The 26179-nt window shown below is 49.6% G+C and carries 25 protein-coding genes, 1 tRNA gene and 1 other RNA gene; 14 read left to right on the top strand and 13 right to left on the bottom strand.

What is annotated here, in order from left to right; translation table 11 throughout:
* The 9 genes from pflA to KPC83_RS05730 all read left to right on the top strand — a co-directional run bounded on the left by pflA (position 1) and on the right by KPC83_RS05730 (position 10554).
* On the top strand, positions 1-798 hold the full coding sequence (gene pflA, locus KPC83_RS05770) for a pyruvate formate-lyase-activating protein (RefSeq protein ID WP_216278310.1): 798 nt from the start codon (positions 1-3) through the stop codon (positions 796-798).
* Between the two features lie 1001 nt (positions 799-1799).
* Positions 1800-2318, top strand: coding sequence for an S-ribosylhomocysteine lyase (locus KPC83_RS05765; protein WP_216278309.1), 519 nt, complete (start codon positions 1800-1802; stop codon positions 2316-2318).
* Positions 2319-2491: 173 nt separating this feature from the next.
* On the top strand, positions 2492-2803 hold the full coding sequence (locus KPC83_RS05760; protein ID WP_216278308.1) for an aspartyl/glutamyl-tRNA amidotransferase subunit C: 312 nt from the start codon (positions 2492-2494) through the stop codon (positions 2801-2803).
* Between the two features lie 20 nt (positions 2804-2823).
* A complete protein-coding gene (gene gatA / locus KPC83_RS05755; RefSeq protein WP_216279278.1) occupies positions 2824-4311 on the top strand; it encodes an Asp-tRNA(Asn)/Glu-tRNA(Gln) amidotransferase subunit GatA in 1488 nt (495 codons plus the stop codon).
* A 2-nt stretch (positions 4312-4313) separates the two neighbouring features.
* On the top strand, positions 4314-6002 hold the full coding sequence (gatB, locus tag KPC83_RS05750; protein ID WP_216278307.1) for an Asp-tRNA(Asn)/Glu-tRNA(Gln) amidotransferase subunit GatB: 1689 nt from the start codon (positions 4314-4316) through the stop codon (positions 6000-6002).
* 192 nt (positions 6003-6194) lie between these two features.
* Positions 6195-7208 (top strand): metal ABC transporter solute-binding protein, Zn/Mn family, encoded by a 1014-nt coding sequence (locus KPC83_RS05745; protein WP_253200885.1) that lies wholly within the window; start codon positions 6195-6197, stop codon positions 7206-7208.
* Positions 7201-7887, top strand: a complete 687-nt coding sequence (locus KPC83_RS05740) for a metal ABC transporter ATP-binding protein (protein WP_216278306.1) — start codon at positions 7201-7203, stop codon at positions 7885-7887. Before KPC83_RS05745 ends, KPC83_RS05740 begins: the two co-directional genes overlap by 8 nt.
* Entirely contained in the window at positions 7874-8659 is a 786-nt protein-coding gene (locus tag KPC83_RS05735; protein ID WP_216278305.1) for a metal ABC transporter permease, read from the top strand. Before KPC83_RS05740 ends, KPC83_RS05735 begins: the two co-directional genes overlap by 14 nt.
* 11 nt (positions 8660-8670) lie before the next feature.
* Positions 8671-10554 (top strand): hypothetical protein, encoded by a 1884-nt coding sequence (locus KPC83_RS05730; RefSeq protein WP_216278304.1) that lies wholly within the window; start codon positions 8671-8673, stop codon positions 10552-10554.
* A 197-nt stretch (positions 10555-10751) separates the two neighbouring features.
* On the opposite strand, the gene KPC83_RS05725 is transcribed toward KPC83_RS05730, so the two are convergent.
* The 8 genes from KPC83_RS05725 to ssrA all read right to left on the bottom strand — a co-directional run bounded on the left by KPC83_RS05725 (position 10752) and on the right by ssrA (position 17059).
* Positions 10752-11636 carry an arginase family protein gene (locus tag KPC83_RS05725; protein ID WP_216278303.1) on the bottom strand — a complete coding sequence of 295 codons (885 nt, stop codon included), beginning with the start codon at positions 11634-11636 and terminating at the stop codon, positions 10752-10754.
* 106 nt (positions 11637-11742) lie between these two features.
* Positions 11743-12378 carry a hypothetical protein gene (locus KPC83_RS05720; protein ID WP_216278302.1) on the bottom strand — a complete coding sequence of 212 codons (636 nt, stop codon included), beginning with the start codon at positions 12376-12378 and terminating at the stop codon, positions 11743-11745.
* 194 nt (positions 12379-12572) lie between these two features.
* Positions 12573-13079, bottom strand: coding sequence for a restriction endonuclease subunit S (locus tag KPC83_RS05715; protein ID WP_216279276.1), 507 nt, complete (start codon positions 13077-13079; stop codon positions 12573-12575).
* A 17-nt stretch (positions 13080-13096) separates the two neighbouring features.
* Positions 13097-13696, bottom strand: a complete 600-nt coding sequence (locus tag KPC83_RS05710; protein WP_216278301.1) for a restriction endonuclease subunit S — start codon at positions 13694-13696, stop codon at positions 13097-13099.
* Positions 13686-14201 (bottom strand): restriction endonuclease subunit S, encoded by a 516-nt coding sequence (locus KPC83_RS05705; RefSeq protein ID WP_216278300.1) that lies wholly within the window; start codon positions 14199-14201, stop codon positions 13686-13688. Before KPC83_RS05705 ends, KPC83_RS05710 begins: the two co-directional genes overlap by 11 nt.
* A complete protein-coding gene (locus KPC83_RS05700) occupies positions 14185-16113 on the bottom strand; it encodes a class I SAM-dependent DNA methyltransferase (protein ID WP_216278299.1) in 1929 nt (642 codons plus the stop codon). The genes KPC83_RS05705 and KPC83_RS05700 overlap by 17 nt, the downstream gene beginning before the upstream one ends.
* Positions 16113-16289, bottom strand: a complete 177-nt coding sequence (locus tag KPC83_RS05695; RefSeq protein WP_216278298.1) for a hypothetical protein — start codon at positions 16287-16289, stop codon at positions 16113-16115. The genes KPC83_RS05700 and KPC83_RS05695 overlap by 1 nt, the downstream gene beginning before the upstream one ends.
* A 401-nt stretch (positions 16290-16690) precedes the next feature.
* Positions 16691-17059, bottom strand: a transfer-messenger RNA (tmRNA) gene (gene ssrA / locus KPC83_RS05690).
* Between the two features lie 317 nt (positions 17060-17376).
* On the opposite strand from ssrA, the gene KPC83_RS05685 reads away from it, so the two are divergent.
* Both KPC83_RS05685 and KPC83_RS05680 read left to right on the top strand, forming a co-directional pair.
* On the top strand, positions 17377-18150 hold the full coding sequence (locus KPC83_RS05685; protein ID WP_216278297.1) for an AzlC family ABC transporter permease: 774 nt from the start codon (positions 17377-17379) through the stop codon (positions 18148-18150).
* Positions 18147-18470: a branched-chain amino acid transporter permease gene (locus KPC83_RS05680; protein ID WP_216278296.1), complete on the top strand. Its 324-nt coding sequence runs from the start codon at positions 18147-18149 to the stop codon at positions 18468-18470. The genes KPC83_RS05685 and KPC83_RS05680 overlap by 4 nt, the downstream gene beginning before the upstream one ends.
* 664 nt (positions 18471-19134) lie before the next feature.
* Here the strand turns inward: KPC83_RS05680 and KPC83_RS05675 are convergent.
* Positions 19135-19210 (bottom strand) — tRNA-Val (locus KPC83_RS05675).
* A gap of 319 nt (positions 19211-19529) precedes the next feature.
* Between KPC83_RS05675 and KPC83_RS05670 the strand changes: the two genes are divergently transcribed.
* From KPC83_RS05670 to rplL, 3 genes are all read left to right on the top strand, one after another.
* Positions 19530-20504 carry a hypothetical protein gene (locus KPC83_RS05670; RefSeq protein ID WP_216278295.1) on the top strand — a complete coding sequence of 325 codons (975 nt, stop codon included), beginning with the start codon at positions 19530-19532 and terminating at the stop codon, positions 20502-20504.
* A 343-nt stretch (positions 20505-20847) separates the two neighbouring features.
* Positions 20848-21372 carry a 50S ribosomal protein L10 gene (gene rplJ, locus KPC83_RS05665; protein ID WP_216278294.1) on the top strand — a complete coding sequence of 175 codons (525 nt, stop codon included), beginning with the start codon at positions 20848-20850 and terminating at the stop codon, positions 21370-21372.
* 93 nt (positions 21373-21465) lie between these two features.
* The gene (rplL, locus tag KPC83_RS05660; RefSeq protein WP_216278293.1) at positions 21466-21843 is read left to right on the top strand and encodes a 50S ribosomal protein L7/L12; all 378 of its coding nucleotides are present in this window, start codon (positions 21466-21468) and stop codon (positions 21841-21843) included.
* 264 nt (positions 21844-22107) lie between these two features.
* On the opposite strand, the gene KPC83_RS05655 is transcribed toward rplL, so the two are convergent.
* From KPC83_RS05655 to KPC83_RS05640, 4 genes are all read right to left on the bottom strand, one after another.
* Positions 22108-22731 carry a DNA-binding response regulator gene (locus tag KPC83_RS05655; protein WP_216278292.1) on the bottom strand — a complete coding sequence of 208 codons (624 nt, stop codon included), beginning with the start codon at positions 22729-22731 and terminating at the stop codon, positions 22108-22110.
* Positions 22724-23908, bottom strand: coding sequence for a sensor histidine kinase (locus tag KPC83_RS05650; RefSeq protein ID WP_216278291.1), 1185 nt, complete (start codon positions 23906-23908; stop codon positions 22724-22726). The genes KPC83_RS05655 and KPC83_RS05650 overlap by 8 nt, the downstream gene beginning before the upstream one ends.
* 82 nt (positions 23909-23990) lie before the next feature.
* On the bottom strand, positions 23991-24821 hold the full coding sequence (locus tag KPC83_RS05645) for an ABC transporter permease (protein ID WP_216278290.1): 831 nt from the start codon (positions 24819-24821) through the stop codon (positions 23991-23993).
* 75 nt (positions 24822-24896) lie between these two features.
* Positions 24897-25811 carry an ABC transporter ATP-binding protein gene (locus tag KPC83_RS05640; RefSeq protein ID WP_216278289.1) on the bottom strand — a complete coding sequence of 305 codons (915 nt, stop codon included), beginning with the start codon at positions 25809-25811 and terminating at the stop codon, positions 24897-24899.
* Between the last annotated feature and the right edge of the window lie 368 nt (positions 25812-26179).

Below are 26179 nucleotides of genomic sequence, written 5' to 3'. Positions count from 1 at the left end.
ATGGGTCGCATAACGCCTGAGCAGTATAAAGACACAACACCGAGCGCCTATACGCTGGGACGCATTCACTCAGTCGAAACCATGGGTACCGTTGACGGGCCAGGTATTCGTTTTGTTGTGTTTACGCAGGGCTGTCCTATGCGTTGTGCGTATTGTCATAACCCCGATACGTGGAAGACACATGCAGGTACGCTTGTTCGCGTCGAAGACCTTATCGATCAGTTTAAGCGCAAGCGCAGCTTTTATAAGTCGGGTGGCGTAACCGTTACAGGTGGCGAACCGCTGTTGCAGCCTGAGTTTGTGGGCGACTACTTTTATGCTATGCATCATGGTGAGCTAGGATTTGTACATACCTGTCTCGATACCTGCGGTTTCGCCTTTGATACAAACCAGATAGAACGTTTTGAGCGTGTATTTGCCGAGACCGATTTGGTATTACTCGACATTAAGCATAGTGATTCCATCGGGCATAGGCAGCTAACCGGTCAGGCTCCTGAGCGTATTCTTGCATTTGGTGATGAGCTGGCACGTCGAAAGATTAAAACTATTATTCGCCATGTGGTTGTGCCCGGCATTACTGATACAACTCATGAGTGCTTTGAGCTGGGAAAGCTTATTGGTTCTTGGCGAAATATTGTTGGGCTTGAAATGCTGCCATACCACACGATGGGTGTAAATAAGTACGAGCAACTTGGCTTGAGCTATAAGCTAGAAGGTGTACGAGCTATGGATAAGGAGCGTCTGCCTGAGCTTCGTCAAGCAGTACTTGCTGGTATGAAACACGTGCGCACAAAGTAGACATCTAAGGGCGTGTTTAGTGGGACGGCTTTTGTTTAGCTGAGGGTTTCTAGCTTTCAATGGACAGGGGAGCATTACGCATTAAGGCTTTGTAAGAGCTTTTGATATGTGCCGTCTCGCTCTTTGTTAAAAGACGCGTATTATGCTGCATGGGGGAGTCGTTTTGAGGGAAACTAACTTAATGTACGAATTTTTCTAAAGACCTCAAGTACACTTCGTTCAACTAAAGCATAAATCCTGCGGAAATGTTGAAAACTTTTATTGTACAGACCCCCTATACTCGGACTACTGGCAAAAATTCGTACATTACATTGATTTGCTCCCAGAACTTATTAGTTTTGCAATTACCTGAGGACATTGTTTGTTCAAAGTACCCATGCGGTTTCAAAAACATAACGACATTGGAGTAGGTGTTCGTATTGTAGTGGAGTTCCAATAATGCGGCGTTACATGTTGGAAGAGCGTACCAACATCGCATTGTAGAACGAAAAAGCAGCACTATAACGCCGTATCGGGTGCTAGCGCTCTTGTCACATAGTTAAGTTACACCTGTCGCTTTGGCAAAACTGACGAAAAAGTACTCTCTATAACCCAGCGGGTTAATATTTTTTGAGCAAAAGCGCAGGTAGATAAACTGCGAGAAAAACTACAGTTGTCTCTTTACGTCAAATTAGTAAAAAATGACAGATTTTTGCGTCAAATTAGTCATTTTTGCCAAAGCACAGCTCAGATACGCTGTTTAGAGGCGCTTTTCGTACGTTAACTCGCCGCTTTTGACAAAGTGCAGCTCAGAGGCGTTATCCGAACATCAAACTTGCAGTTTTGCCAGTATGTAACTCAGCGATGTTATTTGAACGTCAAATTGATTAGCTTTGACATTGCAACTACTTTGATGATTCAGAACATACTTTTGCTGACCTCTGTATGAAGAGGAGCCTATACTATAGGGGATTCAACACGTGCCTTGTACTGAGTTCATTCGAGAGTGAGAGCAACGTATCATGGATACCATTGCAAGTTTTACTATCGACCACGAGCGCCTTATGCCGGGGGTCTATTTGTCGCGCCAAGATGTTGACCCTGCAACAGGCGCGGTGGTGAGCACTTTTGACCTGCGCCTTACTTCTCCTAACCGCGAGCCTGTTATGAATACCGCTGAGTGCCATACCATCGAGCACTTAGGTGCAACGTTTGCGCGCAATCACCCAGACTGGGCAAATCGCGTGGTGTATTTTGGTCCCATGGGCTGTCGTACGGGGTTTTATCTGGTAGTGTTTGGCAAGCTAAGCAGCGCGGAGATTTTGCCTCTTGTTATAGAGCTTTTCACATTCGTGCGCGATTTTACCGCAGAAATTCCCGGTGCTACACCTGCTGCCTGCGGAAATTATCTTGACCAAAACCTGGATATGGCACGCTGGCTTGCCAAGCGCTATCTTGCCCGTGATTTGGTGCATGCAGAAGCGGGGGACGAGCGCCGGTTACTGTATCCGTCGCCGCTTGCCCAAGCACCGCCTGCTTGACTAAGCGCTACCGGCCTGACTAAGCACCACTTGACTTAATGCCACCCGCCTAGCACCGCCTGATGCTACTCGATTAAATTATGCAACTAAGTGTGCGTCCGCGCGCATTTATGCTCTTGCGCCACTATAATGAAGCGCGTCTGTGTGAAGTGCGTATCCCAGAAAGGAAGGTCATGGCGCTCACTGAACAAGAGGTCGCTGACCTCGCTGAATTTGTGTGCATTCCTCTTGTAGGCGATGAACTGCAAGAAATGACAAACTATCTTAACGACGCCATTCAGGTGCTCGAACCCATACGTGATTATGCTACGTGCGATGTTGAGCCGACGTTTCACCCAAACGAGCTTATTGATGCTACGTTGCGTGCTGATGTCTTATCACCTGAGCGCAATTTGACCCGTGATGAGGCCCTTGCAAATGCTGCTCAACACGAAGACGGGAGCTTCCGGGTCCCCTCTATCTTGGGTGAGGGAGGCGTATCGTAGTGAGTTTGTACTTTGATGAGATGAGCGCCACCGAAATAAGTGCCGGTATTGTTTCTGGAAGCTTTTCTGCGCGTGAGGTCACTGAGGCAAGCCTTGCCGCCATTGCAGCAAAAGATACGCAGGTACAGGCCTACATTCAGGTTACGCCTGAGCTGGCTTGCGCACAGGCAGATGCCCTAGATGCGCGCCGTGCAGCAGGTGAGAGCCTGCCTCCATTAGCTGGCGTTCCCCTTGCCATAAAAGATAATATGAATCTCGTGGGCTCGCGCACAACCTGTGCGTCACGTATGCTTGAGCAGTTTGAGAGTCCGTATACCGCAACCTGTGTTTCACGTATGCTCGCAGCAGGCTGTATTCCGATGGGCAAAGTAAACATGGATGAGTTTGCCTTTGGCTCAACGACAGAAAACTCTGCTTTTAAGCCAACAAATAACCCCTGGGATATTACCCGCGTACCGGGTGGCAGTTCGGGAGGTTCTGCAGCGGCAGTAGCAGCCGGAGAGGCAACGCTTGCCTTAGGCTCTGACACAGGCGGCTCAATTCGCCAGCCTGCCGCACTTTGCGGCATTGTGGGCATGAAGCCAAGCTATGGCGCGGTTAGTCGCTATGGCGTTACAGCTTTTGGTAGCTCACTTGATCAGGTGGGTCCTATGGGGCGAAGCGTTACCGATGTTGCTCATGCCATGAATGCTTTGCTTGCTGGTGGAAAAGACCCACTCGATGGCACACATTATGCGCTTGACGTTGATTGCACCGCTCAGCTTGCCGAAGGTGTTGACGGCGTGCGCGTGGGGATTATCCCCGCCTTTATGGAGGCAGAGGGATTATCAGATGAAGTACAAACGGCAGTGTGGGAAGCCGCTCACGCGCTTGAAGATGCTGGCGCTACCCTTATTGAAGTTGATTTGCCACACCTTGATGCAGCAATTGCTGCTTATTACGTTATCGGTCCGTCCGAGGCGTTCTCAAATCTAGCGCGCTTTGATGGTATTCGCTATGGACATCAAGCACCCGATGCTCACAATTTATCTCAGCAGGTAGGTCTGTCTCGCTCGCAGGGTTTTGGACGCGAGGCAAAGCGTCGTCAGTTCTTGGGCGCATATCTGCTGTCAAGCGGGGTGTATGACACCTATTATTATGCCGCACAAAAAGCACGCACCCTTATTATGGAAGATTACACAGCGGCATTTAAGCAGGTAGACACTATTCTCATGCCTGCTTGTCCACGCACCGCGTTTAAGCATGGAGAACTATCAAATCCAACACAAATGTATTTGAGCGACCTCTATACCATTTCGCTCAACATTGCAGGCAACTGCGGTATCAGCGTGCCGGTTGGTTTGGGCAAGGATACTGGCCTTCCAGTGGGCGTACAGCTGCAAGGACCTGCGCGCGGCGATGCTAATTTGTTGCGCTATGCCTTTGCTATTGAGCGCGCGTTTGCAGATTCGTTGGGCAAACCGCGACTGGGCGTGGCTCCGGCCTTTGCTTGTGGGGAGGTAGCTTAGCTATGAAAGAACTTGCTGAGGTTTTGAACGACTGGGAAGCAGTTATTGGCTTGGAGATTCATACCGAGCTTACAACGCTTACTAGCAAAATGTTTTGCAACTGCGCACTGAGCTATGAGGACGAACCCAATACGCATGTGTGCCCCGTTTGCCTAGGTATGCCCGGTGCCTTGCCGGTTCCTAACGAAGGGGCAATTGCTGCTATCGTGAAGGCTGGACTTGCCACCAATTGCGATATTCAGCGGCGTTCGATGTTTTATCGCAAGCATTATTTTTATCCTGATATGGCCAAAAACTTTCAAACCACGCAGGGGCCAGTGGCATTTTGCATGCATGGACAGCTTCGTTTACGGGTGAGCGGTCGCGGTGCTGCCGAGCGTCCTGCGTGCGCTTTTGGCGCTGGTGAAGCAGCGAGTTTGGCATCGGCAAGTGCGCATGCAAGCGGGCTTTCAAGCCAGATGGCAGCTCAGCTTCCCGAAACCGATACGCCCCGTTCTGCTTTGGCGCAGATGAGTGCCTACGATACCGCAGACCTTGCATATCCGGTGCGCGCCGAGGACGGAAGCTATGAGGTTCCTATCCGAATTTTGCGCATTCATCTTGAAGAAGACGCGGCAAAAATGCTTCATCGTGGCGGCGAAGAGGGACGTATTACCGCTGCAGCGGACAGCCTCATTGACTACAATCGCTGCGGCACACCCCTTATTGAGCTGGTAACCGAGCCTGATTTGCGCACCCCCGAAGAAGCACGGCTGTTTATGGAAAAACTCCGCCGCATCTTCTTAACCATCGGCATATCAGACTGCTCTATGGAGCACGGTTCTATGCGCTGCGACGGTAACGTTAGTCTGCGCCGCCGCGGTGACACAACGCTTGGCACCAAAACGGAGCTGAAAAACCTTAACTCTTTTAAGGCGCTGCACGATGGCTTGGCATATGAGATTTGTCGTCAGGCTGAGGTGCTTGAAGAGGGTGGCACCATCTATCAGGAGACGCGTCATTGGGAGCCCAGCCGTCGTCGTACGGTAGTTATGCGTGTTAAAGAAACAGCTGATGATTATCGTCTGTTCCCTGACCCAGACCTTGAGCCGGTTGAGTTGAGTGAGGCCTTTATTCAGCAGCTTGCTGATGAGTTGCCTGAGCTTCCCGATGCTAAAGAGGCACGTTATGTAGGTGACTTTGGCATTAAGGCCTCAGATGCAGCCCAGCTTGCAGCTGACCCGGTAGTTGCAAAGCACTTTGAAGCAGCGTGTTTAGCCAGTGAGGGCAAATATGCGCAAATTATTGCAAACCTCATGGTAAATGAGCTGGCTGCTGCCCGTAAGGCAGAGACGGCGGTCGATAGTCTTGATGAGCTAAAACCCGCGTATACAGCAGAGCTGGCGGCGTTACTGGCAACTGAAGCCATTAGTTCTAATCAGGCTGCTGAGGTGGCAGCGCTTATGCTGAGCGAGCATAAGGCACCGGGTGTTTTGGTAGACGAGCATGGCATGCGTCAGGTAAGCGATACGGGCGCTCTTATGCCCATTGTTGATGAGGTGTTAAGCGCATGCGCTGAGCAGGCTCAACAGTATCGTAATGGCAACGAGAAGGTTATTGGTTTTCTGGTAGGGCAGTGCATGCGGGCAAGCCAAGGCAAAGGCAATCCTAAGTTGTTTAATCAGCTGTTGCGCGAGAGCCTTTCTAAATAGTACGTGCATAAGGGCGGCGTTTGTTTTAGCAGGCGCCGCGCGGCACACATTGCTTGCGCAAAACTTTTGGCAATTTTTGGAACTTAGGTTTTTAGCTGACAAGCGCCACCAAGCGTGGTAGGCTTTCCACTGCAAATTGAAATTGGAGTTGAAATTCAATTTCATTCACGATTGACGAGTTGAGGGTGTGTTATGAATATTACTCGTAGACATATGCTGCGTACAACAGCCGGTTTGGCAATGGGCGCTCTTCTTTCGGGCGGTCTTGTGGGTTGTGCTCAGGGTGCTAAAAATATGGCAGGTTCTACGCTGGATACAAGCGACAAAAAAACCATTTACACCACCTTTTTCCCAGTTTATGACCTTACCAAGCGCGTGGTAGGGGACAGGATGGATGTTAAGACCATCATTAAGGGCAACCAAGAGCCGCATGATTTTGAGCTGCAAACAAGCGATATGGCTGCCGTATCTGATGCTGATTTGATTATCTTTAACGGTGCTGGTATGGAAGCCTTTATTGATGACCTTAAAGGCGTTGTACATGACGACAACAAGTTTTTAGATTTGTCGGAGGGTTTAACCCTGCTTGAGGGTGGCGGTCACGACCACGACGAGCACGACCACAATGATGAGCACGACGACCACGAGGACCACGACGACCACGACCACAAAGAGCATAGCTCCGTCAATCCGCATACGTGGCTGTCTATCAAAAACGCAATGTATGAGCTGCAAGCAATTTATGAAAAAGTTGCTGCGCTTGACCCAGAACATGCTGAGGAGTATCAGCAGAATTACGAGCAGGAGCTTAGAGGCTTTAAGGCTCTTGACGCACGTTTTGAAAGTGAATTATCTCAGGTTAAGAGTACCGAGCGCTATTTTGTAGTGTCACACGCCGCCTTTAACTATCTTGCGCATGACTACCAGCTCAAGCAGGTTGCTGTAACAGGTATTTCTCCCGATGAGGAGCCTTCTGCCGCTGAGCTTGCAACCATTGCTGACTTTGTTAAAGCGCATAATATTACAACTATCTTTTTTGAGGGTAAGGCAACTCCCAAGGTAGCTCAAACACTGGCTGAGAACACGCATGTCAAAACAGGAACGCTCTACACCATGGAGAGTTTGACTGATGAAGAGGCAGAGCTGGGTTATCTCAGGCTTATGGAACAAAACCTCGATGCACTGCTGGACTCTTTGAATGCTTAACGTCATTGAGATAGATAATCTTTGCTTCTCATACGAAGAAGACCCAATTTTGCGCAACCTTGAGCTACAGGTTGAGGCGGGGGAGTTATTGGCGCTGGTGGGCGAGAATGGCGCTGGCAAAAGCACGCTCATGAATCTGATGCTTGGAAACCTTACACCCACCTCTGGCGAAATTCGCCTTTTTGGAGATGCCATTTCCAAAGATAACCACTACCGCGACGTGGCGTATGTGTCGCAAGATGCGGTGAGGAGCTATAAGTTTTTTCCAACCACCATCTCCGAGCTGGTATCGGTGCATCTGCGTTATTTGCACCGCAGAGATTCGGTTGAAGAGATTATTAGAATGGTGGGCTTAGAAAAGCATCTTGATAAGCGCCTTGACCAGCTCTCAGGCGGTCAACTCCAGCGCGTGGGTCTGTTACTAGCATTGGTAAAAGATGCGTCCCTCATTTTGCTTGATGAGCCAACAACGGGTATCGATAAAGAGTTTTCACACGAGCTGTACCATATCCTGCAGGAGCTTCAGACGCACGGCAGAACCATTGTTGTTATTACGCACCAACTTGCAGAAGCGTCTCCGTTTGTTGACCGCGTTGTGCGTTTGCGTGCGGGTTCGTTAGTAGAAGTTCCTCAGCATGAGTGGCATCGAGAGGAGCATATTCACGATGCTTGCCTATGAGTTTATGCGGCGTGCATTTGTGGTAGGCGCAATTCTTGCGGTGATTTTGCCGCTTATTGGCCTGCCTATTTTGCTTAAGCGCCTCTCTATGATGGGCGATACCTTGGCGCACGCCTCACTTGCAGGTGTAGCGGTTGGTTTGGCCTTTGGGTTTAACCCGCTTGTTGGCTCGGTTATTGCCTGTATTGTTGCGGGTTTAAGTGTTGAGGCGGTACGTGCGCGGCTAAAATCGTATGAAGAAATTTCAACGGTGATTGTACTGGCGGCCTCTATTGGTCTCGCGGGTATTTTTAGCGCCATGGCAGGCGGCGGAAACTCAATTGCATCATATTTATTTGGGTCAATTGTTACTATTGATAATGTTGAGTTTTATTTGGTGCTTGCAGTGGCAGCGGTGGTTGTTGTGCTGTATCGGCTGCTTTATGTGCGCCTATTCTTAACGGTATTCGATGCGCAGTCGGCAAGTTTGCTAGGTATTCCGGTAAAGACCCTCAACTTTATTTTTTCGTTCTTAGTGGCAATTTCGGTATCCATTGCGGCAAAAACTATAGGCTCGTTAATTGTATCGTCACTGCTGGTTATTCCTGTTATTTGCGCAATGCAATTTTCTAAAACCTATCGCGGTACCCTTGCGCTTTCAATTGCTTTGTCGCTGGTATTTGTCTTTAGTGGTTTAGTGCTGAGCTTCTATCAAAATCTCAAGCCGGGCTCGGTTATTGTGCTCATTGCTGTTGCGGGGCTTTTACTCTCACTCATTATTAAGCGAAAATAAGGAGACGTTGTATGAAAAAGAAAACTTTTGGTGTTGCGGCCGCCTTTGCCATTGTTTTGGCTGGCGCTGGCGCAACTGCAGCTGTTCAGGCAGGGCTTTTCTCGTATCGAGCGCCCGAGGCTGCCAAAGTTTTAGCACCTGTAAAGCCTAAAAGCACGCTCACAAAGCAGACGAGCTATGCAAAAGACGAGACAACTGAGGTGCTTGTTGATGCACCTCAGGTAGCCTCTGATGAGATTGTTAAGGTTATTAAACACGGTGACCACTGGCACGTGTTTACCAAAGATGGTCGCGAGATTATCACCTATACCGACCCAGCAAAAGCAGGGCGTGCAAGTGAGCTAAGCTCAACGGCAAATGTGGTGAGCGCGCGTGAGCTTGAGCGCATGGACGGCACTCGTGTGGTGCGTATTCTCAAGCATGGTGACCACTACCACATTTTTACCGCAGATGGACGTGAGTTTATTACTTATAGCAATCCAAGCGCGCTCTACCCGCACCTAAGCATTGGCACCTATACCGGAAACCACAGCTCAGGTGGCAGTGTGGTGCATAATGCTGGGTATACACCAGGCGGTGCTGGTGGCGTATCTGCTGGTACACCAGCAGGTGCTCAGGGGGTGCCAGGTGCCTCAATCCTTCCAGGGCTTGATGTGGTTGAGGTTGTCAACAACTCAAGTCTTAGCAATCTAGCTATAGTTAAGATTTTGCGGCACGAGGACCACTGGCATCTGTATACCGCTGACGGCAAAGAGACCGTTACATATACCGACCCCTCTGCCTTGTATTCACATATTAAGATTGAGGAATACGAGGGTACTCATAATTTTGCACCGCTTGATGACGGGGAACTGTTCCGTTACGAAGACGTTGCACCGGCGCTCTTGGTGCCGCTTGAAAATATTACCTACGGAAATGTGTTGTATAGCACGAGTTTTGATACCGTGCGTCAGCGCTTTATTATTCCGCATCTTGACCATTTCCATTATGTAGACATTGAAACCATTATTCAGTTCTGTAAAGACGGCTCAACGAGTTTTGGCAGCACAAATCCGCGTGCGGTAGTTGCAACCTTAAAGTATGTGCTTTTGCATCCTGAGGTCCGCCCCTATAAAGAGGGTTGGGGTAATGATGCAAGTGTTGTTGCACCAACAAACCCTGATACCGGTGTTTCGCCAGATGAGGGCACTACGGCAGGGTCTGAGGCTGAGCCTTCGCCCGAGCCTGAGCGTCATGCCGTGCGTATTGTGCATGAGGATGGCCGCTGGTTGGTTTATATGAGTGATGGTTCAACGCGTTTGCATTCAAAGAATCCGGCTGCAAGCTATCCCGGAATTGAGATTGAAGAGTCAGACGGTTTTGAAAATACTGAGGACGAAGACGAGCTTATTGAGCGTTGGAGCGCTGCCTATGGTATGACTACCGATGCGTTTGAGGACGCATTGCTAGAGCTTCCAGCGGTTTCTATTAGTCGTATTCGCTTCCAAGCTAATGGCACCGTAATAATCCATGGTGTAACCTACAACTTTAAGACCGGCAAGCGGGTTGATAATGCACCGTCTGCTGAGGCAACAGAGCCAGCAAATGGTGCTGAGGCAGGAGATGTAGTTCGGGTGCACGGGAGTGCAGATGGCGATGCAGGTAACCCTGCGCCTGAAGCTGGGTCGGGGCCTGCTTCAGAGGAGGTGCGTGGTAGCGAAAACGTTGCTGCTGCATCGGCTGCGGAGGCACCGCAGGGAGCAGGCAATGCTGCTGTAGATGCTCCAAAACCTTCTGTTACCCCTGCGCCAGTAGGTGCCCCAGTGTCTGCAGCTTCTGCACCGTCTGAGTCTGCGCCGTCAAATGCTGTTACGCCTCAACCAGCTGTAGCTGAGCCTGACGAAGCAGTGGCGTAATACAAGCAGTTGCCCCATGTTCTTTTCAGGCGATTTGCGTATGCGTTGTTGATATGGCTTTAATTGATTATGAAGCTTGAAATTGCACGAGCCCCAGCATGTTAGCTGAGGCTCGTGTGCTTTTAGCGGTTATATTGTTGCCAATCTTTGCGCGGGACGCTTGTTTGACCAAGTTATTGGCGTGTCTTTATTTAAATCTACGTAGTAAAAATAGGCAGCTCATAGAGGAGCTGCGCCAGTTTCTCGGCAGAAAAGGGCAGGTATTCAGCAATAGTGAAGCCAATCATTTCGCTCGATTGTGTGATAGCTGTAAGAATGCGAGATACCTGTTCAATACGTAAAACCCCAGCACCGCTGCCATCGCCCTCGGCATTAGGAGCGGCAAAGTAGGTGTCGTGAAAAAGATGCGGACTCAAAACGTCAATATCGAGGTGTACCAGTACCTGATTATGTTTGCGGGCAAAGACTTCTATTGCATTTCCATCTAATTTATCAGCCGACCGAGCAACAGCACATATCTGATGCTCGGTTAAAAAGTCTTGCTGTGGTGAAAGAAGTTGTTGCAGTCCAACATAGAGAATATCAGATGGAGCAAAGGGGTCATTCTGTCGAAGGCTGGTAAATGCTTCATCACCATGCCCCATTAAATCAGCCAACACCATAGCGTGTGCCATGGGATACCCGTGTTGTGCATGCGAAACATCAGGATGTGCATCAATCCAGATAATTCCAGCATGCGGATAGAGTTTGTGGAGATAGTCGAAGGGGGCATGTGAAACCCAGCAGCTTCCACCTAAGGTAATTACATGGTCAGCCTGCGATTTTTCAAGTAGTTGCTCAGCTTGTTTATGTGCCAAAAGAATATGCTTTAAGCCAGCAATACCCTGCTCTAACTGTAGTGTTTGTTGAAAAGAGCTGGCATGTGGCTGGGGAATATCAACATGTAAAACCTGCTGATTATTATTTTCAGGAATAAGCCGCTCCAAAACTTTAGAGCCCCACCAGTAGGTGCTAAGTCCGCCTGAAACCCAGTCGGGGTATATCAATCGGACGGTTGAATGCTTTGATGAAGAAGATGTCACGCATTAGCTCCTTTCAACTGGGTTAATGAAATACGCTCTTCGGTTTAATTACCGCCGTGTAAGTAGCTTGATTAATGCTTAGCAAGTCTGTGAGTGTGTTGGAATACTAGGACAACAGCTCATATTCGTTGGTTCGAGGCTCCCCTAGAGGGAGGCTAACATCGGAGGGAAAGTGCGTGCTGTTAGGGTTAATTGCAAGATAGAGCTGCTTATCTGTTTGAGGTAATTCCCCCTGATAATTCCGCAAGTGAACCATGTGAACCTCCTGAGTTGAAAAGCCTGTGCCGTCTCCGCTGCGCAGTTCAAGTTCAGAAGGCTCATCGAGTACAAACACAACATACATGCTGTCTTCTAATATATCGATGACTTCTTGAGGACCGTTTTGAACCTTTAGGAGCTCATCCCTAGAATACTGATGGAGCGTTCCTTTAAGCACGAGCATACCAGCTGCTTCTTTTTCTTTTATGCGGGCAGCCAGCTGTGCGGCCGCATTTGCAGCCTCATCTGTGGCTGAGGCAGTATTGTTGTTTGCGTCTGTTTTGGTAGCTTGCTCTGTTTGAGAGCCAGCCTCCTGTGCGCTGCTTGCAGACCCATTTGAACCTGCGGGTTGCGTATGTCCGCAACCAGAAAGAAAAAGAGTTGCAGAAACAAGCGTAGTGCAGAGCATGGGGAAAATAATCGCATGCTTTGGGCGCGGCAGTTGGGTAATGGGTGCAACACGGGTCTGGGCGGTCTGCTTCATGGCAACTCCTTTGTGACGCACTATAGACATGTGAGCTATAGGCGCGTTTATAGTAGCTTTATTTTACGACATAAACGGTATAGTTTTATGTTCAGATATATAAAATGGCGAGGTTATTGTCGTTTAGCTTGTGCTTCCTCTTGTGTGCCAAATAAGCCCGCCGACTGGAAAGAAACGGCGGGCTTGTTCACTTATCAAACGCTCTGCTCCAGAAACGCCAGATACTGCTGATACTTGCAAAGCATCATGTTCTTACTGTACTGCTCCATATATTCGTAATCAGGCTCGCCCGAATCAGCGACAGGAAGCATCAATTTTTGTCTCAGCATTCTCTGTTCTTTGAACTTATAGCCATAGCTATATTTTGAACGTTGCTGCGCAAATTCTGATACGAAGAACAGCAAAACAAACTCGTTATCCCTGTAATGCCGTAAATGCAGCCGTTTTACATCGTCCGTAAAAACACATTCGTACGGATGATAAAAAGCAATACACGGCGCTCCATTATAGTTTACACCTAACACGTTGCTATCTTTTGACGCATTATCATTCCCGACAAAGCCCGTCACGCCATTTCCGTTATCAGTTGCACCGATAAACGGACGTGTTCCGGGAATTTTGTTACGCGTCTCCAATCTCTTGCCCGCGCCAACAGTGAAAACATCGTCTAACGAAAACTCAGCCCATTCCTTCTCGCTCAGCTTTGCTAGCGGCTCACTTACTCTCTCTCTCTCTCGATATCGTCAATTTCTCGCTCAATGAAATTGAGATATGCACGATACTTGCGAAACATCATGTTCTTTGCATACTGCTCCATATACGCATAATCGGGCTTACTCGCATCATTGACGGGGAGCATGATTCGTTCACGCTTAATGCTGTCTTTGTTGCCCATGTGCCCATAGGTATATTTCGAACATGTTTGCTGAATAGCCCGTGCCATGAGTTGGCCACGATATAAATTCAAGTTATCGCTACGCAGCATCAATATTGACGAACCAGCACCTCCACGGCCAAGAAAATCCATTGGTTGATAGAATGTGCTGCCATCAACAGGGCTAACCGTGATGCACCTGCCTTTATCCAACGGCTCGTCATCTAGCGGTTCGCAGAGCTTCATAACCCCATTATTCACGCTTCCCGACGCAACGAATGGGACTCCGCCCGCTTGGTAATTGTCCTTGTTTCGTGCCGTTGGACGACTTACTTCGAACAAATCTCCGATGCGAAACTCCGCCCATTCCTTCTCGTCCAGTGCTGGGATGTCTTTGTACTCCAACTCGGAGAGTCGCCCAGCGACATAATGTTTATACCGCATGAGCAACCCCCCCCCTCATTTCGGAGGCGTACTGCGTCATGTAGTCGTAGTCAGGATTGCCGTCATCGTCAACAGGAAGCATGATGGAAAGCCGCCTCATACGTCCAAGTGTTGCACCGTTACCGCCCCAATTAAATTTAGCCGTCATCTGCTGACGCAGAATAGGCACTACAAACTGAGCCACGTCTTTGTTCAAGTTTTTGTCCGTAATAACCTGCACGTTTTGTCCCGTGACAAACTTATGCGGCTGATAAAACGCCGTCTGCGTATCCAAACCAACAGTTATGCAACCGCCATCATCACTGCCAAACGCATAGTTCTTTGCGCTTACGAAACGCGCCAAGCCATTATTGGCATCGGAGCGAGTAATATATGGAACCGACTTCTCACCATCATCTATCAGGCGAATGCCGTCAATACTACTACTGGTTGTTTCGATATGCAGCGGAGCACCGTTGCCAAAAGCCGACAGCTGCCTCCATTCCCTCTCATTTAGACTCTGCATCCTTGTCACCTCCCATGAACAGGTACTCGCGGTTTTGCATCACCATAGAGAACTCGAACGTCAGGTAATCGCCGATAGACTTCTCGAAATCCGCATCCGTCGGAATTTCGTCGTTAAAGAAATAGAACGAGTGCAGCCACTCGTCGTCGGCCTTCACTGTGGACTCGACGCAGAACTTCGATGGAGCCTCAACGCTTCCGCTCCAGACATCCAGCAAATGTTGCTCCTTGTCCTTCGCAGAATCGCCCTCGACCAAGCCGACGTGAGCTCGAACCTCGTACCCGTCATCGCGAAAGTCGATGAACTTACAGACTTTGTCCTCGTTGTGCGGTTCATACGCTGTGAACACAGCGATAACCGGATTCGTGCCCACGCCGTAGAATGTATCGGTGTTGCAGGTGATGACGCCTTCGAGCGTGTGCTTTTTCATGATGGATTCTTTGAAAGCCTGTTCTGCCTTGCTCTTGCCCGTCATGGAGGACTGCGGGACAATCACTGCGGCGCGTGCTCCGATGGTCAGCGAGTCTAGCATGTGCTCGATGAAGGATAGCTCGTACTGCTCAGGGTCAGCTTTCGACCCCTGCGAATAAGGTGGATTCATTAGACCGACCGTCGCCTGCTTCAGCTGCACCTGTGCAGGGTTCTTCTTGAGGAAGTCCGTGCACTCAAGGTTGCTGTTGCCGTCCTCGCGAAGAATCATGTTCGCAGCAGCCACCGCAAACATGTTGCTCTGAAGCTCGAAACCATGCAGCTGCTTCTTCTTGATGTTTCTGCGCTTGCTCTCGCTATCAGCCATGGACAGCATGCGGTGCATGGCGGAAATCAGAAATCCCGCAGTTCCACAAGTCGGGTCCAGAACGACGTCATCCGCCTGGATATCCACAAGCTTACACATCAGGTCAGTGATGTGGCAAGGTGTCAGAATAATGCCTAGCGTCTGGCCGTCACCGCCTGAATAACTCATAAACTCGCCATAGAATCGGCCGATGAAGTCCTCGCTGGTCTTCTGGTACTTGATGTTCTTGAACACGTGCTCGTTCAGGAACTCCGTGTAGAACTTGAGCGGCGTCTTGCCCAGCGTATCGTTTATCTCGTTCAGTCTGAAGCTCGTCTGCAAGATTGCGAACTCAGACAAGAGCTTATCTTTCTTCGCTTCTGGACCCACGTTCGAGCGCGTCAGACGGTTCTTGATGGCGTTCATCAGCTTGTCGCCGTCACGGTTCCCAGCGAGCTGGTCACCCGTAAGACTCTCAATCGAGAACCCCCTAGACTTGATTTCGTCCAGCGCAAGCAGGATACCAGCAACAACTAACGGCTTGTCTTGGTCTCTCAGCGTTCCATATGTGCGCAGATACTCATGCAGCTCAGCTGCATCCTTCAGAATCTGCTCGGTCGTCTTTTCAACGTCCGTCATCTCCTCCAGTACATAGCGTGTGTAGTATTCCTGAATATTGTCAGGGGAGAACCCGACGAATGTCTCGATGTCCTCAAGCTGCTTGTAGCCCTCGCGGTCGTCCACATAAAGAGGCGTAATCTTGTGACGCTTCGCGTCACCGGAAACACCGACAGCAAACACCTTCTTGAACGGAGTGTTCTGCGCGATGTGCTTTGCATAGAAATACGCACCGTTCACGGCATAGTCGGTCACAGCCTTCACGTCCATGTCGATGATGCCCGAATCGGTTAGCTTAATCTGCTTGCCCATATCGGCCTTATCTTCGATAACAAGGACGAAATCGCCGATGACAGCGACGTACTCAGGATATCCTGCCTTACCAGTTCCTCGCTTTGACGCCGTCTTAAGAGCGTCGTTTATTTCCTTCGCGTTGCTGCCCTGAGCATCGAACTTGATACCACACTCATCGAGCTGCTTTGCGACCCACAGGTCAGTCTTAACTTCCTTCTTTGCCATTATTCCTCAGCCTCCTCTGCATTTTCCTCAACCCACTCATGCAGCATCGCTGAGATGGATTTCTCCCTCTTGGCTGCAATGATTTTCAAAATCTTCTTATCCTCTGTCGTCACAGACAGCGTCAGCTTTGTTCGCCTGACATTTCCTGACGTCTTCTTTTTGTCTTTCTTGTTCATATCAAGTTCTCCTATAATACGTATTCACGTAATTACGTATTATTATACAATAATTTAACAGGTAAATCAACCTTTTATATGCCTCAAAGACTGTCTAAAGACGGTCGAGATTGCACTTAGAAAAGGAGGATTCCATGGATTTCAACGATTACATCAAGACTTATGAAGACCTATCAAAGTGGGTATGCGGAATGGTGCTTGCCAACGAAGTTGCGAGCCGTCCGCTAGAGCTAGTAAGCGGTGATTTGGAGGACGAGATATTCCAGTACTACATCATCTCCGACCCCGACTTTAAAATCTTGCTTTTCCTGCAAAAAAACGAGGGTTGCCTTAGCAATCCTCGAATCTATATACAAGCGCAAATTCATTCCTACAGAAGAAGAGTTCAACGCCTCCTATTCTGGTGGAGGCGCGGAGAATCGAACTCCGGTCCACGACAGCTCCCTGATTGGCATCTCCAAGCTCAGTTACTGGTTTAGATTTAGATGTCTCGCGCGCAGTAACACGCTCAAGGCACCCTAACCGGTTCAAGCTTAGCCTTTGCCATACCGATTACGTGCAAAGGCGCATTCCCCTAAGATGACGTTGCCCCGGAGTCGGGGAAATCCCCGGTTTAACGCGCTACGCTATAACTTAGGCAGCGAGAGCCAGTTGAGGCTCATAAGAAGAATTATTGTCAATTCAATTTGACGGTACCCCTGTTTAACGTGGTGAGGAGACCACGACTTGCTTCCTCTCTCAGAACTATCGTGTCGAAACCAGTCGCCCCCTCATGCGAGGGTCGATAAGGCGGCAAAGCCGCATCGACCTATCAAAGTACGCTCAGCCGCAGCTGAGAATAGGTCACTATAGCATAAAGTTTAGCTGTATGTCAGGTGCGTAAATCGGGCAGAATTGCTAAGCACGTGCGCTGAGCGTAATGCTAGAGTGCTACCTTGGCTCTACCGACTGCGCCTGTGAGCACGGTGTACTAAGCCCGTGCTGTTTTGTGTCTGCATGGGCGCTACCCTGCATATGCGCTTATCGCGGTGAACTTGCACCGCTAAACCTATCCGCCCACGAAACTAAGGCTTTAAGGACTTCACGTATGACACGCACAAACATTAAAGCCGCATTTCAAGCAGCTCTGCCTCATACCATACCCATTGTTGCAGGCTTTTTGTTGACCGGCATTACCTGTGGAATCTTTAGCGTTATGCTGGGCTTACCATGGTGGATGCCTGCGTTTATGTCGATTGTTATTTTTGCGGGGTCAGCTGAGTTTTTGGTTGCCTCGCTGCTAACTATGCCCTTTGACCCTATCAACACCGCGCTTACCATTTTTATCGTTAATGCACGCCATCTTTTTTATGGGATTCCGCTACTTGAGCGCATTCGTTCGCAGGGGCGCAAACGGTTCTACCTTATCTATGCGCTTTGCGACGAGAGTTTTTCTTTGCACTATGCATTGCGTGCGCCATCAGGCATTGATGAGGGTTGGTTTATGACTTGGATTGCAGCACTTAACCAGCTGTCTTGGATTGTTGGGTGTAGCTTAGGCGGCATGTTAGGGGCAGGTGTTGCAATTTCGCTGCCAGGTATTTCATTTGCTATGACGGCTCTTTTTGTCGTGATTTTTCTGGACGCTCAGATACGTGATGCGAGCCATATAAGTGCAGGTATTGGCTTTGTGAGTGCAATTGTTGCTTTTGTGGTGGTGGGCGCACGTGACATGATGATTGTAGGGCTTTTGATTGCAACAGCAGCCATCTTGCTTTTACGGCGCTGGATTGAGCCAGCATATTTATCACGTGAAACCTCTGAGCCCGTGCAAAGTGAGGGGCAGCAGCCTATATTACCCGAGGAGCGTGAGACGCTATGACACTGGTTGAGCAGCTGATAACTGTTTGTATCGCGGGTTTGGTGACTCTATCTACGCGCGCACTTCCGTTTATGCTCATTGCCCCCTCAAAAGATATTTCACCTACGCTGCGTTATCTTGGTAATGCCTTGCCTGGTGCAATTTTTGCTTTATTGGTGGCATATTGCTTAAAGGACACATCATTTACATCGGGAAATTACGGTATGCCCGAACTGCTGGGAATAGCGATTGTTTCGGGCTTGTTTTTGTGGCGACGCAATATGCTGCTGGCTATTTTTGGTGGCACGGCTGCATATATGCTGGTAATCCAGATGGTTTAGGGTAAATTCCACGCGCGATGTCGCTTCAAACCTCCTGGCTTCAAATCCCCTGATAAGAGCACATAACAAAAAAGGTTCCGTGTAGGAACCTCAAGCAAAGCGATGGTGGGCGATGAGGGATTCGGGGGCGCATGCGCGCCCGTTCGCTGCGCCAGCCTTTGGCTGGCTTGCGCGCTTCGCTGGCAACGTGCTAAACGCACGTTTCTCAGCTTCGCGCCCTTGCGGGTTCGAATCCCCTGATAAGAGCACATAACAAAAAAGGCTCCATGTAGGAACCTCAAGCAAAGCTATGGTGGGCGATGAGGGATTCGGGGGCGCATACGCGCCCGTTCGCTGCGCCAGCCTTTGGCTGGCTTGCGCGCTTCGCTGGCAACGTGCTAAACGCACGTTTCTCAGCTTCGCGCCCTTGCGGGTTCGAATCCCCTGATAAGAGCACATAACAAAAAAGGCTCCATGTAGGAACCTCAAGCAAAGCTATGGTGGGCGATGAGGGATTCGGGGGCGCATACGCGCCCGTTCGCTGCGCCAGCCTTTGGCTGGCTTGCGCGCTTCGCTGGCAACGTGCTAAACGCACGTTTCTCAGCTTCGCGCCCTTGCGGGTTCGAATCCCCTGATAAGAGCACATAACAAAAAAGGCTCCATGTAGGAACCTCAAGCAAAGCTATGGTGGGCGATGAGGGATTCGAACCCCCAGCCTTGTGCGTGTAAAGCACCTGCGCTAACCGTTGCGCCAATCGCCCACGGAGCAGTATAGCGAAATATGTCCGTCGCGCCAAGTCCCGATTTAAAAATCTTCAATCCGCTCAGTTCCTGACGCGGCATCTGCGTATGTTTTGCAAAACAATCGGTGATGTTCTTTGATGGGATACCCTGAAAACTCCCTAGAAAGGAAGGGGTGAGCCTCGGCAATACATCGCAATGTGTTAAGGTCGTTGAGAAGCTTGTTAGCTGCTCTGTTGTCGAGGGGAATTGATATGCGCTATCAAAACCTAAACTTGCGTGTCTCACGTAGCGCCAGCCCCGCCGGCTGCTGGTGCTTCAAATCCTGAGGCTTTGCATATGAAGGTAGAGGCATCTCACATAGGGGATTGCACTGGTTTTGAACAGGCCAGGTCTTATCAGCGTAAGATTTTGCTGCTAGATATGGACGTATTACTAAAGTTTGATTCAACGCAAAAGATTAAATCAGCAACGTATCGAGCGTCAGCGTCTTATCTGGCGCCTGCAGCAAAACAGAAGCTGGAAAAACAAGAGAATCAGAATCAGGTACCCCGCACGGCAATTCAGAGCTTGTTCTTTGATTTTGCTGATGCCTTAAATGCTTATCACCAAGCAAGCTATTCACCAGCAGAGCATGCTGCTCACCCTGCACCCTGTATTCAGCTGCTGTCAGCAGAGAGTGCCGGTTCTTTACACGTAACAAAGACCAACTCTGGCGCTACGCTGCAGACACTTGATACGTCCTTGCCATCTGATGAAGAAGCCGCGCCTAATAAGCCGGACATGCAGCATGCATCTAGTAGTCCAGATACACCAAGCGCGTGCATCTCTGCTGCAGATACTCTTATACTGGGCATCTCAGATACCGCGCTTTGCCAGCCTGCGGCTTTGGTGGCAGCACTTCGGCACGTCTTGTCTGGTCATAGCCAAGGTGCCTATATCTATGCAATCATAGCTACTAGCTCTACAGCAGATGAAGATAGTTCTGCCTTCAACCCATCTCAAATAAACAAAGCACTGCAAGAGCTTGTTGCGGTGTGCGAGCAAGCTGACATGCATTGGCTGGGTGGTGTTCAAGTCTATAGTGCTGAGCAGCTCTTAGCCCTTAATCATGAGCCGCGTATGGGCTGTTTTCGCCGTCCCATCTCTGAGGCAATGGATAGCCTTATTGCGGCGGTACGTAGTAAAGTAGCAACTTGGGAATCGGCTGGACATCTTTTTGCTAACACGCAAAACCCGCCTGATGAGCACGGGATTATCCATGCAAAACTCGGTGGTCCACGCTGGCTTATGCGCTTAAAAACAAGGCGTTGAACCCATACCCAGTGCACCACAATTTGAACAGTCACCGCAGCAAGACAATAAGCATTAAAAGATGTGCGAAGAACGTGGTAAAGCCTGAACACATCCCTATGAGCTTGACGCAGCTTGTGCAATACGCCATACTACCCACGTTCACGCACGATTCGCTGCCAGAGACAGCCGGTGCCTTGGGCTTTACGCCCTAGGCGTAAAGGGGATTCCCGCCAGCCGAGGTGGTCGATAAGTCACTTGACTTCTCGCCCCCGTCGCTCTTGCAGCGCGGGGGTTTCTTTTTCGAGACGTCCGCGTCATCTGCGCGGGTCGTGCCCGGAAAAGTATCGAGGAGGTGTACTACATGGCAGTAAAGCAGTACAAAATCGACAAGGTTGCCGAGATCGAGAATCGCATTGAGAAGAACGCTGGTGTCTTCGTTGTGAACTACAAGGGTCTCACTGTTAAGCAGGCGCAAGACCTGCGTCATCAGCTTCGCGAGGCGGGCGCTGAGATGAAGGTCTACAAAAACAACCTTGCCAAAATTGCTCTCAAGAACCAAGAGCAGCCTGCGATTGACGAGATTCTCGTTGGTCCTGTTGCATATGTGTTCTACGAAACCGAGCCGGTTGAGGCCGCAAAGATTCTTAAGAATTTCTCCGTTAAGGCTAAAGGCGTGCTCGAGGTAAAGGGCGGTATTTCTGACGGACAAGCAGTTACGGCTGAGCAGGTTAAGGCTATCGCCGACCTTCCGTCCAAAGACCAACTTTTGGGTCAGATTGCCGGTCTTATCAATGGCTTCGCACGCGACATTGCAGTGTGCGTCAACGGCGTTTCCAGCGGACTCGCTCGTTCTATCAGCCAGGTTTCCGAGCAAAAGGCTGCCTAGCAGTCGCGCGGTTCAACCGCGCAAAGCCGTGCAAATCGCACGACGTTTTAACAAACCTCACGCCCTATGGCGTGAACACCGAAAGGATATATTATGGCAAAGCTTACTGCTGAAGAGATCGTAGAGGCTCTTAAGGAAATGACCCTGCTTGAGGCTTCCGAGCTGGTTAAGGCTATCGAGGAGACCTTTGGTGTTTCCGCTGCTGCTCCTGCAGCAGTTGTAGCCGCTCCTGCTGGTGGCGAGGCTGCCGCCGAGGAGAAGACCGAGTTTGACGTTGTTCTCGAGGGCTTTGGTGATAACAAGATTCAGGTTATCAAGGTTGCTCGTGAGCTCACCGGTCTGGGTCTCAAAGAGGCTAAGGCTCTCGTTGAGGGCGCTCCTGAGGCTGTTCTCAAGGGTGTTAAGAAGGAGGACGCCGAGGCTGCCAAGGAGAAGCTCGAGGCTGCTGGCGCTGCTGTTACCCTTAAGTAAGTTTGACGTACATACGTTTCACAGCTTAAAGAGAGGGCTGACCGGTATGGTTGGCCCTTTTTGTTAGGGGAGTTTGTTGGCTCGCGTGTGCTATATGGTGCAAGCACTCGTTGGGTTTATGAGCGATGTTCAGCTGAATAAACGCTCATCAGCTAAACAAGCGACCCTAGAGCTGACACGCGACCTCAGCGCTGAACAAGCGACTCTGGAGCTAAACAACCGACCCTAGAGCTGAAACGCGACCTGAGCGCTGAACAAACGTCCCTAGAGCCAGCCTTGCTCTGTTGCGATGCGTACTGCATCGGCTCGCGTGCGGGCGCTGGTTTTAATCATAGCCATACTAATGTGATTGCGCGTGGTACCTTGGCTAATTCCAAGCGTGCGGGCAATATCAGCAATTGTTCCGCCATCTGCAGAAACACGCAGCGCTTCAATCTCGCGCTCCGTTAAGGGGTTGCTGCCTACCGAGAGCGATTCTATTGCGAGCTCAGGGTCAATAACCTTTCCGCCTGCTGCTACAATACGCACGTTTTTGGTGAGCTCATCAACCGGCGAGTCTTTTACCATAAATCCACGTGCTCCGGCAGCCATACAACGTTGTAAATAGCCGGGCCGTCCAAAGGTGGTAACCATCAAAATGCCCAGATGAGGCCAGCGCTTGAGCAATTGAGCGCTTGCGGTAATACCATCCATAACAGGCATTTCAATATCCATAACAATCACGTCAACATGACCGTTGAGCTGCTCAACTGCGCTCAGAGCTTCGGCTCCGGTGCTGGCTTGCGCAACAACTTCAATATCGGGTTCGAGGTTGAGAAGCGTTGTGAGAGCACCTCGAACTAAAGCCTGGTCATCGGCAATGAGCAGGCGAATTGGTGTATCAGGCATGGGCATCACTACTTTTTAACTCTGAGCCAGTAGTATCTTTAGGTTCATCTACCGAATTAAAGCGCACCTGTACAAACCAGATGTCTCCATCTGAACCCCAGTCTAGGCTGCCCTCAGTTTGTAAACGTGCCTGAAGATTGGCAAGCCCCGATTTATTTCCTGCACTTTGCTCAGAGTAGGTGGGGTTATAGCCGTTATTTTTAATGAGCAGCTCGCTTGAACTCACGGTAAAGCTCACCCAGGTGGGACGTGCGTGCCTAAGCGCGTTGGTAACTGCTTCACGTACGGCAAAACCTGCAAGAGATGAGCGTATTCCCGCAGGTAGCTGACCGGTTTGTTCAACCGTACATGCAATGTCTACCGAGTTGAGCAGCGCTTGAGCACTGGCAAGCTCTTCAGAAAGGTTGGTGCTTCGCGTTGCGGCAACTATGTCTCGTATTTCGTGCATGGCGTGTTGCGATGTTTTTGTCATCGTAGCAAGCAGGTCTTGTGCCCGTGTGGTTTCTCCGCGTGTCAGGAGCTTTTCAACTACTTGTGCTTGCAGGTTTATTTCGGTGAGACTGTGTCCCAAAATATCGTGTAAGTCAGCTGAAAACTGCTCACGCTGTCGCGTTATTGCCTGCGTAATCGCACGCTGATGCTCTAACTCTTGGAGACGTTGCTGTTCCAAGCCGGTGCGTGCTAGCCCTGTGACAAGACCTGCGCCAGCGCATATCACGAGCGCAAGGGGTGAATCATGAAGAGCTATTATTTCGGCAAGTGTGAGGGTGGTATAGCCTAGTAACCCATTTTTAAGAGCAGGTCGCGGTGCTTGCATAATCCACGCGGTAATAGCGTAGCACAGCAAAAAGGGTGAGCCTCCAAAGGACTGGGGGGCTTGCGTGTCATTCAAATGAGCTTGCATAACAGTCATGGCTAGCTGAATGCCTACAAGAGCGAGCTGCGATACCGCAAGCTTTGGCGCAATGCGGTTTGAGTAGTTGGGTACGGGGTTATAAATCCAAGACATAATTGAGGCAAGGCCTAAACCAATGCTCAAAAGAAAGAGGATGAGCCCTGCGTAGCTCTTCAGACCAAGGGCAAAACTGGAGCTTATGGGATAGATTAAAAAGATGAGATAGGGCGTAGACCATACAAGGCTGATGATATAAGGATGGCGCTCTCGTAGCTGTTGCATGCTTTGTTTGATTTTGCTTATTGGTAGCGCCGGTATGCTCATGTATAACTCCCGTATCTTTGCGGTGTAGCACATGTTTATGTTAGCGGGAGGTATCGTGTTTTATGCCCCAAATAGCTATGGCAATAAAGATTGCAGTCCATATACCAAAGTTTGCAAGCGAGCTTACTTCAAAACCTTCCCAGTTATGAATGAGTCCACTAATAAGCTGAGCTGCACCGTAAAGCGGGGTAAAGGGAGCTAGGTTGGCAATAACATCTGACATTTGGCTCAGCGGTATAAAGAGCCCTGAAGCAAAACTGCCTAACACAGTAATCATCGATGAGAGCGAATAGGCACCGTCGTTGCGTACAGCAAAACCTGCTGCAAAGCCAAGTGAAGAAGATAGTATGGATGTTCCAAGGGTAAGCAAAAAGGCTTGTATCCAGGTGGGCACATCGAGGCTTACGCCGGTTGCAAAGCCGTAGCCATAGATTGCAATGAGAATTACTGATGCAAGCATCATGAGGCTGATGATACGTGCAGTTATTTGCGCTGCAGCTCCTAGTGGAGTGGTGGCAAAAAGCCGCGTGATACCTGAGGTTCGCTCAAGTGCAACGGTTGTTCCGAGCGACGCAGTGACCAGAATAACGCCGTAGAGCGCCATGTTAAGCATCGTCTCACCCTGATAATTGGTCTTGCCAACTGGGATAGCGCTATAGTCCATTCCAAGTCCAAAAATTGAATACATAACAATGGGCATCAAAAGGGCAAAGCCCATGTTGTAGGGGTTGAGAACGTGGCGCAAAAAGGTGGCAATCGTTAGCGCCTTCATGCCGTGCCAAGGACTGGTGACAGCGTAATCGCTGAAGTTTTTGGAGCTGGGTGTAGGCGTGCTCGATGCTGGCTGAATATGTGTTGTGAACGTTGACATGGTGACTCCTCAGTAAGTGTCTGGAGGGTTGAACATACAGAGTAAAAGGGCAAAACCGTATAAGCACCAGGGTCTTTAGGCAGTTAGCATGGTAAAGATGTCGTCAAGGGTAGCTGGCTGTAGCGTGAGCTGACCAAGTCCATCTTGCGCAAGTAAGAAGCGCGCTGCCTCATCAAGCTTTTCACCATTGATGAAAAGCTTGCCATCCTTGGCGGACACACTCCATCCAGAGCTGTTGGGTAGTTCTTGCAGGCGTGCGGTGAGTTCGTGCGCACTTAGGCTGCTGTTGCTGTAGTCAATACTGAGCCGCATATGATGGCTGAGCTGTTCGATATGCGCTGTGGTGTCAAAGCTCACAAGCTTTCCCTCATTGATGATGGCAATCTTTTGAGCAAACTCATGCGCCTCGGCTAAGTAGTGCGTGGCAAAAATAATGGTCTTGCCTTGACGTGCTTGGCTATGCATGAGCTCCCAAAAGCTGCGTCGTGCATTGACATCCATGCCTGCTGTAGGCTCATCAAGAAAGAGAAGCTGCGGGTCAGGGAGGAGCGCAAGTGCAAGGCGAACCCGCTGCTGTTCGCCGCCCGATAGCTTGTGAATACGCTTGCGTCGTAAGTGCGCAAGATTGCAAAGTGAAATAAGCTCGTCAAGCGGAAGAGGTTTGTTGTAGGTTGCAGCAATGAGTTTGAGCAAGCTCTCAACCGTTTCGTCTCTCATGAGGGCACCACTTTGTTGCACGGTACCAACAAGGGAGCGCGTTATAGCGGCACGAGGGGTCATGCCAAAGAGCTCAACTTTGCCAGAATTTGCCTCAGAAAGTCCGAGCGCTAAATCGATAAACGTTGTTTTACCTGCGCCGTTTTTGCCAAGGATTGCAACAATTTCGCCAACCCCAACCGTGATAGAAATCTTATCAACAGCAACTTTATCGCCAAAATGTTTGGTAAGGTGCTCGGCGCGCAATGCTGGGATAGGAGCTATGGCAGTCATAGACTTCTCCTTTTAGACAGCGTGAATAGATGATGCTTACAGTACAAAGCTTTTTTCGCTACAGCAGAAGTAGTAGATGTGTGAGTAGAGGCCATGACAAATGTAAGGGTGCCTCTTTTAGCTTGAAGCAGCAGCTTTTATATATCGGGTAGCCATGCAGCATATATGTAGCTGTTTATGGTTTTGAAATACGATTGAGTGCATCTGCTGTCTTGTGTACAGGCAGGTGATGATAAAGATACAAAAAAGTAAATAGGCTGTTTACCTCGTCTTTTTATAATGGTGTGCACTATTTGAGTTACGTTTAGCCTTGTATGTATATTTCCTATTAACCCTACGGATAAATATGAATTTTTGTTATCTGCATA

The sequence above is a fragment of the Collinsella sp. zg1085 genome, from assembly GCF_018889955.1.
Classification (GTDB): Bacteria; Actinomycetota; Coriobacteriia; order Coriobacteriales; family Coriobacteriaceae; genus Collinsella.
The sequence above is the reverse complement of the archived record's forward strand: the minus strand, read 5'-3'. Positions and strand labels throughout refer to the sequence as shown.